A 14,061-nucleotide genomic window follows, 5' to 3' on the forward strand; every position below is an offset into this window, starting at 1 on the left:
GGGTGGGGATCATCACTACGCCGAACCAACCGATGTAGATCCGGTTGTTGGTGCTGGTGATCCACTCACAGAATCGATCCCATACGTTGGCGCTTTCGCGACGTTGAATGGTTGTTGTCATTGTTTTATAAATGCGATTATTTGCGAATGAATTAGGTAAGTTTGACTACCTGTTACACATCTTAAAGGATTTATTGCGTTTTGTAAAGTACTTTTAGAAAAAAATTTTCTCTTGGGATTTACGCACCCGCAATAGAAAATCCCCGATCTACTGAAAAAGGGGATTTTGGGTAATACCATTTTAGATTTTAGATTTTGGATTGCGAAAAAAGCACTTTATTCTTCAATTCGCTGCTGGCTTTGAATATTGACTCTACACCCACTTCTTGTAAAGGTGGACGCACAGATAAATAAATCAATGGGCCGAATAGCGGTATCAACGCTATTAACCAGAAAAACTGCGGATTCCAACTGCGAAAGAGGCGATCGCAAATAGCCAAGCAGGTATTTTTTGCCCTCTACCGTCAATAAACACTACTGCACTGTAGATGAGAGGCCAGATACCCATGAGGTTCAATAGTGCTATGACTAACGGGTTAACGCCTTGCTACTGACCACTAGAAAGGTTTTTAATTAACTCGAATGTACCGGGTTGCTCAGGAGGAGCGAGGAAAAAAGCATAGACAATGAATCCCAGCCACAGCACGCCAAAGGCAATTTTTCTAATCATGAAAGATTTAAGTAGTATTAATTATTGATTGTGCCGCTACAAATTGGGCTATCTGCCTGCAATGGTATTGTTCACTTGCCTATACTCGTAGCAGCTTGTCCCTAAACATCACCTTAAGGATTGAAATAACTGAAAGCTTCTGAGAGATAATCAGCAGCAGATGCCACGACTGCGATCGCACTTTCATAATCTAGACGCGTTGGCCCCAAAACTCCCACACTTCCTACTGGTATTGAACCTCGGCGATAGGTGGAAGAAATTAAGGTACAGGTACGTATCGGTTCTAGAGGATTTTCTGCGCCAATGCGAACCGTTACCTTTGACTTACCCACATCCTCAGGCTCTGGTTCCTCAAATATTAATCGCCATAGTTGGTCTTGTTCTTCTTCCAGCAGGTGGATAATCGTTTGTACCTGCTGTAACTGGGAAAATTCCGGCTGGCGCAAAACTTCTGACACACCCCGAACCATAATTTGTGTCGCAGTTGGCGCAAGAGTGCGACGAGTCAATTCTGCAACTGAATTTTTCAAGAATTCCCCGTAGCGTTGGAACTCCTGATCTAGTTCGCTCCAGTTGAGGTTGGCTAATTCCAACAGACTTCGCCCCCGCAAGTGGCTATTCAAAAAGTTAGAAACAATCTGCAACTCGCGATCAATAACCTCTGAATCCCGTTCTGTTTCCTCTGGTGTTGGCGACAAATCCATCAACTTGGAATGTGTCTCATAACCATTGGTGACTACAATTAACATGATCCGCCCCGCTTCAATTTGCACTAATTGCAGATGTCGCAATAGCGCTGTAGTTGTTTGCGGCATCGTAATCAAGCTAATGCAACCACTTAAGGTTGCTAAAATTTGTGCGGCTCCTTGCAGTAGGGTTTCTAAACTCCAATCTTCCCACTGGAGGCGCTTTTGAAGTGCCACCTCTACTTCTCGTCCTAAAGTTTCTGTTCGCGTCGGGTCTCGCAGAGAAGGTGTGATTAGCTGGTCAACATAAATGCGATAGCCTGAGTCTGAAGGTATTCGTCCGGCTGAGGCGTGTGGTTGGTAGAGTAATCCAGACTTTTCTAAAACGCCCATCACATTGCGAATTGTGGCTGAACTTACACCCAGGTCGTACTCTTCGACCAAAGCCTTTGAACCAACAGGCTCTGCTGTAGCAATGTAGTGACGTACCGTTGCCCAAAGTATATGCTGTTGTCGATTTGTTAACTGGACTTCCATAGGGTATGTTTTGCTAAAGGCAAATTTTAATCAAACTCTGGAAAAATTCGTTGATTTGATCGAAAACAAAGAATATTAATAATTAATTAAGATCATAAATTATACAATTATCTTGTGATAATTAATTTTAAGGTTTACATACACCACTCTTTAAAAGTGCGCTCCAAACAGAATTTAGGCTTTTGCAGCAAAAGCTAAGAGTTAGAATTAAGAACATCCTTTTTCGACTTATATTTGCATAATTCTACACTCATAAAAGTATTATTGGATACGTATTTTCGCGGCATCGCCGCAAAAATTGGGGTAGAAAAGTTCCGTAAGTGGCAAGCCCCTAAACTTATCTACTGCTGTTTTCACAATAGCAAAAGCCAGATGGAAGAGTGAGTTCCATCTGAGTAATGCACCTAAACACAAGCTAATACTGGGGAATTGAATGGTCTACTAAGAGGGAGTAAGCATCAATACCACCCGAAATATTTTGCACATTTGTAAAACCTTGAGCAATCAACCACTGGCACATCTGGGCAGAGCGGATGCCGTGGTGGCATAACACAAGGGTTTCAGCTTGGGGATTGAAGAGGTTAGGGACTTGATCTCCCCATTCGGCAAATTGACTCAGGGGTAGGTTGATAAAGCCCTCAATGCTAGCGATCGCCAATTCTTGTGGTTCTCGTACATCTACTAGCTGAATACTTGCATCACCAGAAGAAAGACGTTGTGCCAGTTCTTCTACACTAATCTGGTTCATGGGTTGACTAAAAGAATTCCCTATAAAGAGTCCTAATACTATTTATGGTTACAGAAAATCTCTGCCTTTGCATGAGTATCCATTCTCAAGAAGGCTGATATATCCTGGTAAGCTTTCTGCTTAAATGGCTGTAAACCGTCTTTATTAAAGGTTTAATGTGAATAGGCAACGTTCATTTATTGGTTTTATCGTCGCAGGTGCGATCGCACTGCTAGTGATTGCGATCGCTGGCTTTTACTGGTTTTTCGCCAAAAGTCCAGCTAACCTGATTGCTTCTACCTCCCAGCCTGGTGCAGCCATATTCGTGTCAAAACTTTCCCCTGTAATGGTTTCATTACTGGCGAATCCTGACCGTTTGCAGGCGTTGGAGCAAGAAGAGGAACTATCTAAACTCAAAACCAGTTTATTCGCCAAAAGTGGCATAGATTACAAACAAGACATTCAACCCTGGTTAGGGAACGAAATTACATTAGCTATCACCACCTTAGATATTGATCGCGATCTAGAAAACGGACAGCAACCAGGGTATCTGTTAGCACTCTCAACCCAGCAACCGGAGAAAAGCCGCGAGTTTGTCGAGTTATTGTTTTCCAAACGGGCGTTAGCTGGAGCAAACTTAGGTGTTGAACAATACAAAGGCGTAAAGCTGATTTCTGACAATTCTCAACCAGAGCAGGACTTGCTTGCTGGTGCTGTTGTTGGTGAAGACTTTGTGTTGTTTGCCAACGATCCTAAAGTGTTGCGAGACGCGATTAATAACGTCCAAGCGCCTGATCTGAATTTGACTAGCTCTCCCGAATACGAAAAAGCTACAAAACAACTTCCTAAAGGGGGTTTAGCTGTAGCTTTCTTGAATCTTCCCATTGTGGCAAAATGGCAAGGGTTAGAACTGCCAGAACAACTTTATAACAGCCAAATTATTTCCCTGGCGTTAAACCCCAAAGGATTGCTAGCAGAAACTACCTTTCTGACTTCATCAGAAATTGTCCCTCCATCCCCACCGCTATCTAAACCTGTGGGAGCATTGCAGTATATTCCAGCGTCCGCAGGTTTGACAATTTCTGGCTCAAATTTAAGTAATTTGGGTGACAGTGATGTAGCCAAACTTTGGAGACAAGCAACAGCAACTATATATGGTTCTAAGGAAGATGTGGTTTCTCGGTTAGCAAAACCTTTGGCGGATGTTCAAAAACGCTGGGGCATAAACTTCCCAGAGGATATTTTCAGTTGGGTACAGGGGGAATATGCCATAGCATTGTTACCAGAAGAGCAAACAACCCCTCATTGGATTTTTGTGGTGGAAAAATCCGAGGCTGTAGAACAAGGTGTTACTCGATTAGATGCGATCGCCTCATCTAACGGACTCAGCATTAATCTCCTGACTATAGACAAGCAAAAAATCTCCGCTTGGACAGAGTTAACTACGGCTACAAAAAAAAGTGATGTTAAAGAAGGAGCATCCTTCAGCATTGAAACAAAAGTGCGGGGATTGCATACAACTTTAGGAAATTACGAAATTTTCACCTCTGACTTAGAGACGATGGATAAAATTCTCACAACCAAGGATAATTCCATAATTGACAATCCCAATTTCAAAGATAGTATCGCTGCGATTCCCTTACCAAACCAAGGCTATATATATCTTGACTGGACAAAGAGCCAGAATTTGTTAGAGCGTCAAGTACCGATTCTCAAGTTAGTGGAAGTCTTAGGTAAACCCTTTTTTAACAATTTGCGATCGCTCACACTCAGTAGTTATGGCACTGACACGCGATCGCTCAAAGGTAGTGTTTTCTTCAAACTCAATAATTCGTGAGATTTTCAAAAAAGCTCAACTGCAGAAGGGTGAACTACCCAGCCTTGTCTTCGCCTGAAGGCTGGGCTTCTGTAATCATGGGGGAGTGCCTAAGATGAAACTTTCGTCCCATCTTTGGTCTGACCTTCCCTCCTACAGCAGAGACGGCTGAACCTTGATTTTTGGTTCGTGAATAATTTATGCGAACACTTCTTTTTATCCAAAATCCATATGGCTATGAACATCTTTCAATATCAATCAAAAGATGTATTTTTTTTCAGTCATTATGCCTGTAGCTGAATAGACAGTCACAGTTACAATAAAGTTAGTCAACGCTTTGAACATATAGCAGTAGTTGAAAAGTTAGTGAGTAACTCCAGTCCACAGTCACAACCACCCAAAGTAACGTTTGAGTCCGATGCTGTGCAGAATTATCTGAACATTTTGCAGGGAATTATTACACGTATGGCATCTAACAGCGCTAACTGCAAAACTTGGTGTATTTCTTTGGTTTCAGCAATTATTGTGGTGATTGCAGATAAGAACAAGCCTAATTATGCTTGGATATCGCTTATACCAATAGTACTTTTCTTTCTTTTGGATTCTTACTATCTAGGTCAAGAACGAAACTTTCGTCAGATTTATAACGATTTTGTAAAAGAGTTGCATTCTTATGGTGAAATTTCAATCGATAAACTCTTTGCTCTAAAGCCGCCCAAAGGCATAAATGTTGTCAATTTATTATTTACTTCTAGTTTATCATTTTCCATTTATCCGTTTTACTTAACATTGGTACTTACTGTAATCATTGCAAGATATATCATTCTTTAGTACAGAAATGTAGTCCGTAAAATATTGTTAGGACACTGTTTTTTACTAATTTATATTTAAATACTTTATATTAATATTTATGTAAATATTAATATAAAGTATTTAAAAAGTTATAATTTTTCAGATTTGGCATAATCTTCATTTCTTGGTTCATAGTTTCAGTGGTATACTAAATCCACACTTATCGGACTTACGCACTGTACAAACTAACCCTAATATATGTTAAGCAAAATGTCCGTTTCCAGCGCTGCTCACAACGCTGATTTAGTCGCATATTTACTGTGTTAGGTGTTAGATATGGCTCAAAAGTCCAAATCTAATATAGTACGCATGTATTATAATTGATTTCTACCTTATATACGCCTAAAAAATTCAATGCAAAAAGAAACGCATATTTGTACTAAAGAAAACTTAAAAAAGTGCTTCCATTCTATTTGTGTACTACATGATAGAAAGATGGGTCAGGTAGTAATTGAATTAATTGAGTAATGAATGGAAGCCAATGAAGCTTCTTACAGTAGTTAGGTAAAGAAGGAACAAATTTATAATCTTGAGTCTTGAGTAAAAGAATAAAATGAAATGAATACACAATCTACTAACCAAGAGTATCATCCAAAAGTTTTTATTAGCTATAGTTGGGACTCAACTGAACATAAAAAGAGAGTACTAAACCTCTCCAATCGCCTACGAGAAGCAGGTATTGATTGCATGATAGACCAATATGTAGCATTTCCTTTGGAAGGATGGCCATTGTGGATGATAAATCAAGTAAAGGGGGCTGATTTTGTGCTTTTAATTTGCACTGAAAAATATTACCAACGATTTATGAGAAAATGCGAAAATGACAAATCTTTAGGCGTTATATTAGAAAGTCAAAACATCATTCAAGAACTTTATGAAGGACAAGGCAAAAATTCCAAGTTTATTCCTATTATATTTTCTCAGAAAGAATCAAACTACATTCCTGATATAGTTCGTTCTTATTCTTACTATTTACTTGATGAAGAACACATAAATATAAAGCTTTATTGCCTTCTAACTAGACAATCAGAAGTAAAAATGAATAAAATTGGCAAATTGCGCTCATTTGATACCCGAAGTATAAATGATGATCATACTTTGGAATCATTAAAGTGGGATTCAACAGAAACAATCTCTCAAGAAGATACAATAACAAAATTTTTGTTAGAAGATTCAATTATAGAAATAATTATTGAGAATGAATATAACCATACCTTAGAAACTAATGATAATGAAAATCTGGAAAAACTGATTGATACTTTAATTAAAGAAATTCTCTCCTGCAAATTTTTATTTTTTAATAAAATTCCGTTTTTGCAACAAAAAAAAGAGGTATTTAATAACAAAGAAATAGTAATCAATAAGTTATTTGGTAGAATTAAAAAACTCTTATTAAGGAAAGAGTATATTACTACAATTAGACAAAAATTAAAGAAAGAAAAACATTCTGAAAATGGTAATGATGAAAAATTAATTGGTGATTATTTGATTAATATTTTGTTAAATAAGAAAAAACTAGGAGAATTAAAAAATAATTACACAGCAGGTAATATTCTAAATTTATTATTGTTACTCAAACTTCAAACAGATTTTAGCTACTTTGATTTATCAAACATCTCTATTTGGGATGCTGATTTACAAGATGCTATTTTAACAGGGGTAGATTTTACAAATTCTGATTTAAAAAACTCTAGCTTTTCTAAATCATTAAGTTCTATTCATTCCATTGCTTTTAGTTCTGATGGTAGTTATTTTGCTACAGGGGATGCTGATGGCTCAATTCGAGTCAATAATACAGAAAACTTGGAACTCTGTTTTTTATATAACCATAGAAGAAATCAAATTTGGTCGGTTGCTTTTAGTTCAAGGGCTGGAAAGCAGCGATTTGCTTGGGGAGCAGAAGATGGTCGTGTTGAATTATTCGAGATTGACAATTCCTCAGGTAAACTCCAGTTTAAAAAGATAGGTTCATGGAATGAAAGCAGACGTATATTATCAGTAGCATTTAGCCCTGATGGAAATACTTTGGCATTTGGAGGGGATGGAGATAAAGCGATAAAGGTATTTAATATTAGTAATAGGGATTTGCTAAATTTAGATGCTATTGATGTGTCTTGTATAACTTTTATTAGTAATACATTCCTTGCTAGCAGTGGCAAGAAGACCACTGAGGATGGATATATTCATGTTTGGAACATAGTAGATAGGAAAGAAGAGTACCAAAAAAAAATGCATAGAGGAGTAATACGCTGTATTGCTTTCAATAAAAACAGAAAAATTCTTGCTAGCGGAGGTGAGGATGGAAAAGTCAAACTGTTGTCTACTGATTCTTACCGAACTTTGCCATTTGATTCTCCTACAGAAATTAGTCAAGTAAGGACACTAGCATTTAGTCAAGATGGAAATATTCTTGCTGTTGGATGTATCGATAAAAATTCCAACAACCAGAGCGAACACAAGATTCGTCTGTGGAATTCCATTCATAGAGAATGGGAATTTGCTACTAACTTAGACAACTTGGACAACAATGGTCATAAACATTTGATCAGAAGTTTAGCATTTTGCCCAAATCCTAAAAAACCTAACTCTCAACTTTTAATAAGCGGTGGTGATGATCGCACTATCAAACTTTGGGATAATGAAAAGAATCAATGGAAATGTAAACAGACTTTAAGAGGATACTCTAATCGCATTTGGTCAATAGCATTTAGTAGAGATGGTTATATTTTTGCCTGCGGAGGTGAAGACAATAAAATTCGTCTTTGGAATTACTGGGAACGCACACATATTCCATTTCAAACCCTTTCTGAGCATACTGATTGGGTTTGGTCAGTGGCTTTCAATGAAGATGGAACACTTTTAGCTAGTGCTAGTGAAGATAATAATATTTATCTATGGAAGTTAGAAAAAGAAGAGTGGAAATACTTTACTAGTTGTACAGGACATAATAAGCGTGTTAGATGTGTTGCTTTTAATCCTAAGCGCGACATGTTAGCTAGCGGAGGCAATGATAACAAAATCTTTTTATGGAATCTCAGTAATGTACAAAATCCTAAACCATTACGGGAATTTACTCAACACAGTGACCGAATACTATCCCTAGCTTTTAGTCCAAATGGTCAATACTTGGTTAGTAGCAGCAGGGATAAAACTATTCATCTGATAGATTTAAATAATACCCAGAATGAACAGGTTAATCTAGGTAGTTATGAGTTTCATCATAAAAACCAAGTTCACAGCATTGCTTTTAGCCCAAACAGCAATAAGTTAGTTAGCGGAGATTTTGATAGAAAACTAAAATTGTGGGATGTTGAGTCTAGAAGATGTCTTAATACTTGGGATGATCAACAACAAATACTTTCTGTGGCTTTTCATCCCAAAGAACCAATTGTCGCTAGCGCTGGCCATAATCACATTGTTACGTTGTGGGATATCGAGAATGAAAACGACGTACGACCTATCAAGATATTAAAAGGTCATAAACATGCTGTAGAGTCTATAGTATTTAGTCATGATGGAAACAAGCTTATTAGCTGTAGCCAAGATCAGACTATCAAGTTTTGGGAGGTAGAGGGAAAAAATAATATTAGTATTCACACTATAGAACTTGGTCAACCATATCAAGGGATGAATATTTCTGGCGTTACTAATTTAAACGATGTCCAAATGTTAGGACTGGAAAAATTAGGAGCTACAAAGTATTGAAAAATTCCTAACGTGTCAAAATCTAAGATAGAAAAATTCAGGTTTGTTTCCAAGATTGCTTTCTCTCAGACCCACAACAAATAAGAGAACAATTTAATGGATATATTTTTGGATAGTTATTGGCTGCTGACCCAAAATCGTCCGTCAAGGGTCTTCTCTCTTAGAGAAGACTCTGCGTCTAACAGAGGTAATCACATTCAAATCAGAAGTTGGGAAATTGTCGCTGCTGTTTATAGCAAGAAACAGCCTAGCAATTAGCTGTCTGCTTTCAAAACCCTTTAGTGTGGCACATTTTAATGTGGCACAACCAACTGAAATTTCACTGAAAAATTTTCAGTAGAATATGTATATATCACTACTAATTTAAAAGCCTGTTGGAGGGCTACTATGAAATACTGTCGCCCCCGACTTCAGTTTCACGGCGGCTGGCTGTTGGCTATACTTACCGCCATCACAGCTACCCCTGTAATAGCAGAGACAGCAAATTTTGGTACTTTCAATTTATCAACAAACTTTGATCCAGCACAAGGAAGAGTGCAGGGGTTTACAGGTGGTTCTTACTCATTGTCTGCCATAAGTAACCGCGATCGCGATCAAAAAGCCTGTATTGGCTTTGCTGATCCCACTCCAGATCACATTATGGTTTTGGAAAAGGATTTTTCCCAGCTGATAATACAAGTCGATAGCAACAACAACGACACCACTTTACTGATCCAAGGTCCAGGTCAAACGACAATTCGTTGCGGTGATGACACTGGCAAAAGTAAAGATGCTAGCGTCAGCGATCGCAACTGGAAAAGGGGTACATATCGGATTTGGGTGGGTACATTTAATCCTGGGGTCAAGCGTGATTATACTCTGACAGTGGAGCAGTAGTGATGGGGAGTGTTGAGTTAGGAGTTAGGAGTAGAGACGCGATTAATCGCGTCTGTACAGGAAGGAGTTAGGAGTCAAGTGATTAATGCCCAATGCCCCATTCACAATTTTTAGGTGTAAGGGATTTCCAAGAAATAAATTATCCAAATAAACGAACCACAGAGACGCAGAGAACACAGAGAAGAGAAATAAAGAGGATTTTTGCGTCAGTTTTGGAATATTTTTTTATTTGGAAGTCCCTAATACCTGAGAGGATAATATGGGAGAGTCGCTTGTTGTGCTTTCCGAGGGTGCTATCTCGTGCTATCTATACTACGTGCTGACTTTCGTATCATCTTTGAACGTGACCCAGCTGCCCGTAACTGGTTGGAAGTTTTATTTTGTTACCCTGGTTTGCAAGCCTTGCTATTCCATAGGCTGGCTCACTGGCTTTATACTGTTGGTCTTCCCTTTATTCCTCGCCTGATTTCTCACTTGGCTCGGTTTTTGACTGGAATTGAAATCCATCCTGGTGCAGCAATTGGGCAAAGTGTATTTATTGATCACGGGATGGGTGTAGTAATTGGTGAAACTGCGATCGTGGGAGACTATACGCTAATTTATCAAGGTGTCACTCTTGGAGGTACTGGTAAAGAATGTGGCAAGCGCCATCCCACTGTGGGTGAAAATGTCGTAGTTGGAGCTGGAGCTAAGGTACTGGGCAATATCCAAATTGGCAACAATGTCCGTATTGGCGCTGGGTCTGTTGTTCTCAGGGATGTGCCTTCTGACTGTACTGTTGTGGGCGTGCCTGGACGGATTATATATCGTTCTGGAGTCCGGGTTGCACCTCTTGAACACAGTAACTTACCAGATTCAGAAGCTGAAGTAATTCGTGCTTTAGTAGACCGGATTGAGGCGCTGGAAGAACAAATACAAACTCTTCAGCGCACCAACTCTTCTGGAAAAACTCTTGTCTTGACTGGTTGTGTAGCTTCTAACCAAGCTGATTTATCACAAGATGTTCCTGTGTGTAACCTTAGAGATAAGGCAATACAGCAGTTTCTAGATGGTGCGGGTATTTAAAGAAAGTTAGGAGTTAAGAGTGAGGAGTGAGGAATAAAAATTATAAATGCTAACTTTGCAGATTCCAAATAGACTTGTAAAGAACCTATCCGGCCGCACAAGAATGTTTACCCACTTTGGTGATTACAACTTCATCACCCGGTAGCAAATATACCTCGTTCTCATGAAACAAATGCTTGCGGAAAAATAGCCAGAATAAGGTTGCTCAAGGGATGATGTTGTGAAAGAAAACCGAACTGTATTTTCCCCATTCCTCATTCCCCTTTCAAAAAATTAAGGATTAATTTCTTCACAAAACCATTCTTGATTTTCATCGCAGTGATAAAACTTTCTATTTTGTGGTTCGCCCTGCAATTCTAAATGGTCTACCTGCACTGGGTCGAGTAGCAGTAGGCAAAAATTAGGCAATGGTTGCATGGGGTCGGGTGCTGCTGGTGCAAAAGCTTCTGGGGTTTCAACTCTGGGTTTACCAGGATGGGGCCAAGCAAACTGTAAACGTGCAGCATCACTCAGTTCTTGCCAAATGGAAATGCGGGCTGGTTGTAAATTCTGGTGAGAATCATCATTTCCTACCAGAGTTAAACAGCCAGTAATACGGAATTGTTCTCGTGTATTGGGGAAGTACCAGCAAACTTCTGTCCAAGGTTGTTGCTGTATCTGGTCGGCTTTAGCGCTACGGCTATCGATGATAAATTTTAGCTGGTTTGTATCTTCCAGAAAGCCACGAAAGACTAGGGTACGATTAGCGGGGCGACCGTTCGCCTGCACCGTTGCTAGTTGCAGGTAACGGGCATAAACAAGGCTGCGGTTGCGATCAAGTGCATCAGCGATCGCGCTTCGCCAAGGAGCAAGAGTCATTGTCAAATTCCGTACCTAAGTATTAAGTATACTACTGTTAACAAAACACAAAATCTCTAATTATATATAAATGGTTACAATTCCAGTAATAGATTTAACTGCCTTTACCAATGGCGATACAATAACTCGGCAAACTGTGATCAAACAAATCTATCAAGCTTGCCATGAAATTGGCTTCATGTACTTACAGAATTCAGGAATATCAAAAGACCTAATCAGGCAAGTATTCACTCACAGCAAATATTTCTTCAATTTACCCTTAGAAGTTAAGCAAAAGCAAGCTTGGAATGATGAATTTAGTAACACGGGTTATGTTGGTCTTGAGAGAGAACGTCTTGACCCCAATAAACCAGGCGACTTGAAAGAGGCGTTTAATGTAAATAAACAAGCGGCTGTAGACATAGATGCTTCTATTGTCGGCTTTTATGATAGTTGCACAGAACTTGCAAACACCGTACTGCAAGCATTTGCTTTGGCGTTGGAATTGCCAGAAGATTTTTTGATCATAAGACACAATCAACAAAATCATACCTTGCGATTGCTGCACTATCCCCCATTGCAGACACCACCCAAACCCGGACAGGTGCGTGCTGGTAAGCATTCCGATTATGGCAGTATTACCTTACTTTTCCAAGATGACGTTGGGGGGTTGGAAGTACAGACAGCATCTGGAGAGTGGATTGCCGCACCGACAATTCCTGATACTGTAATAGTCAATACTGGCGATTTAATCCAACGGTGGACAAATCATGTGTTTTGCTCAACCAAGCATCGGGTAATGATTCCCAATGATAACAGGGTGGAGCAATCCCGGTATTCTATTGCTTTTTTCTGTCATCCTAATGATGATATAGAAATTGCTTGTTTGGAAAGTTGCCAAAAAGAACAATCACCTATTTATCCCCCTATCCTTGCGGGAGAATATCTTTTAAGTCGTTTACAAGCAACATATTAGATGAAAACCTACGATTGGATTGTGGTTGGCGGTGGAATTGCGGGTGCTGCACTCGCCTACGAACTAGCTAAAACAGGCTTTTCTGTACTTTTGTTGGAGCAATACAGCAGACCACAGAATGCAACTCGCTATAGTTATGGTGGACTTGCTTATTGGTCAGGTACTACAACATTAACTCGGCAATTGTGCGAAGAAGCGATCGCGCGTTACCATATCCTATCTCAAGAGTTAGAGGCTGATATCGAATTTCGGGAATTAGATTTATTACTAACTATTTCAGCCGCTAGTGACCCACAAGCAACTGCTGCATCATATAATCATTTTGCTATTCCACCGCGTTTACTGAGTGTCCAAGAAGCTTGTGAGTTGGAACCACTGCTAAATCGAGAGGCGATATCTGGTGCTTTAACTGTCAAACACGGTCATATTCACCCAGAAAAAACAGCACAAGCTTACATCCAAGCCTTTCTGCGGGCTGGGGGTGAAATGCAGATTACCCAAGTATTGCAAGTATTGCAAAATGGTGTAAAAACAACTACTGGAACTTTTCACAGTGCAAACGTTGTTATCTGTGCGGGTGGACTCAGCCGCCAGCTACTAAAATCTGCTGGTATTCCCGTCAAACTGTATTTTACCCATGAAGAAATTATTGAAACCTCACCTGTTGATATGCAGTTACGCACCTTAGTTATGCCAGCTAATCTGCAACGATTTCAACTAGAAGTTGAATCTACTCAAGTTGATGAATTGTGGAATCAACCCGGTAATGAGCCAGTACCGCCAATTTTAGATGCGGGTGCGATTCAGATGCAAGATGGTAGCTTCCGCATCGGTCAAATTAGCCGCGTTCTCACAGATCCTCATGCCAAAGTAGACTTAGAGGCGAGTGAAAAGTGGCTGCGAAAAAGTGTCGGTGAAGTTTTGCCAGTTTTGGAGAATTTACCAGGAACTTGGCATCATTGCTTGGTGGCATTTATTAGCGATCGCTTACCCTTGATTAGTACTATCCCAGGATTTGAGAGCGTTCATCTATTCTCTGGGTTTAGCAATCCTTTGGTGATTATACCACCTTTGGCAAAGCGCTTTGCTGATTTTGCTTTTGGCAAGGAAGATGAAATTATTACCCAGCTATCTCTTCACCGCTAACAATAATTTCATAATATTAAGCTTAACAAAAATTAATATTACAAATTTATTTTTTTATTACAAAAACAAACATTTTGTATAATAAGTAACTTTTTCCTAGTAAAATAT

10 protein-coding genes and 3 pseudogenes are annotated in these 14,061 nt (G+C 39.3%); 7 read left to right on the top strand and 6 right to left on the bottom strand.

Going from position 1 to position 14,061, the window contains the following annotated elements; genetic code table 11:
* The 4 genes and pseudogenes from V7K40_RS19315 to V7K40_RS19330 form a co-directional block, all read right to left on the bottom strand.
* A pseudogene (locus V7K40_RS19315) lies at positions 1-121 on the bottom strand (photosystem II q(b) protein); the annotation flags it as partial.
* 187 nt (positions 122-308) lie between these two features.
* Positions 309-730, bottom strand: a pseudogene (locus tag V7K40_RS19320) (hypothetical protein).
* Between the two features lie 113 nt (positions 731-843).
* Positions 844-1,953 carry a heat-inducible transcriptional repressor HrcA gene (gene hrcA, locus V7K40_RS19325; protein ID WP_334962455.1) on the bottom strand — a complete coding sequence of 370 codons (1,110 nt, stop codon included), beginning with the start codon at positions 1,951-1,953 and terminating at the stop codon, positions 844-846.
* A gap of 415 nt (positions 1,954-2,368) precedes the next feature.
* Positions 2,369-2,701 (bottom strand): rhodanese-like domain-containing protein, encoded by a 333-nt coding sequence (locus V7K40_RS19330; RefSeq protein ID WP_334962457.1) that lies wholly within the window; start codon positions 2,699-2,701, stop codon positions 2,369-2,371.
* 157 nt (positions 2,702-2,858) lie between these two features.
* Between V7K40_RS19330 and V7K40_RS19335 the strand changes: the two genes are divergently transcribed.
* From V7K40_RS19335 to cysE, 5 genes are all read left to right on the top strand, one after another.
* Positions 2,859-4,517, top strand: coding sequence for a DUF3352 domain-containing protein (locus V7K40_RS19335; protein WP_334962459.1), 1,659 nt, complete (start codon positions 2,859-2,861; stop codon positions 4,515-4,517).
* Between the two features lie 444 nt (positions 4,518-4,961).
* Positions 4,962-5,327: a hypothetical protein gene (locus tag V7K40_RS19340; RefSeq protein WP_334962461.1), complete on the top strand. Its 366-nt coding sequence runs from the start codon at positions 4,962-4,964 to the stop codon at positions 5,325-5,327.
* Between the two features lie 579 nt (positions 5,328-5,906).
* Positions 5,907-9,053: an SEFIR domain-containing protein gene (locus V7K40_RS19345; protein ID WP_334962463.1), complete on the top strand. Its 3,147-nt coding sequence runs from the start codon at positions 5,907-5,909 to the stop codon at positions 9,051-9,053.
* 387 nt (positions 9,054-9,440) lie between these two features.
* Positions 9,441-9,929 (top strand): hypothetical protein, encoded by a 489-nt coding sequence (locus V7K40_RS19350; RefSeq protein ID WP_334962465.1) that lies wholly within the window; start codon positions 9,441-9,443, stop codon positions 9,927-9,929.
* A gap of 300 nt (positions 9,930-10,229) precedes the next feature.
* Entirely contained in the window at positions 10,230-10,994 is a 765-nt protein-coding gene (gene cysE, locus V7K40_RS19355; RefSeq protein ID WP_334962467.1) for a serine O-acetyltransferase, read from the top strand.
* 69 nt (positions 10,995-11,063) lie between these two features.
* Here cysE and V7K40_RS19360 read toward each other — a convergent pair.
* Positions 11,064-11,241: pseudogene (locus V7K40_RS19360) on the bottom strand (IS4 family transposase); the annotation flags it as partial.
* A gap of 26 nt (positions 11,242-11,267) precedes the next feature.
* Positions 11,268-11,852, bottom strand: a complete 585-nt coding sequence (locus tag V7K40_RS19365; RefSeq protein WP_334962469.1) for an Npun_F5749 family FMN-dependent PPOX-type flavoprotein — start codon at positions 11,850-11,852, stop codon at positions 11,268-11,270.
* Positions 11,853-11,922: 70 nt separating this feature from the next.
* On the opposite strand from V7K40_RS19365, the gene V7K40_RS19370 reads away from it, so the two are divergent.
* Positions 11,923-12,807: a 2-oxoglutarate and iron-dependent oxygenase domain-containing protein gene (locus tag V7K40_RS19370; RefSeq protein WP_334962471.1), complete on the top strand. Its 885-nt coding sequence runs from the start codon at positions 11,923-11,925 to the stop codon at positions 12,805-12,807.
* Positions 12,808-13,953, top strand: coding sequence for an FAD-binding oxidoreductase (locus V7K40_RS19375; RefSeq protein WP_334962473.1), 1,146 nt, complete (start codon positions 12,808-12,810; stop codon positions 13,951-13,953).
* Positions 13,954-14,061: the final 108 nt, after the last annotated feature.

This window comes from Nostoc sp., assembly GCF_036917195.1.
Taxonomy (GTDB): domain Bacteria; phylum Cyanobacteriota; class Cyanobacteriia; order Cyanobacteriales; family Nostocaceae; genus Nostoc.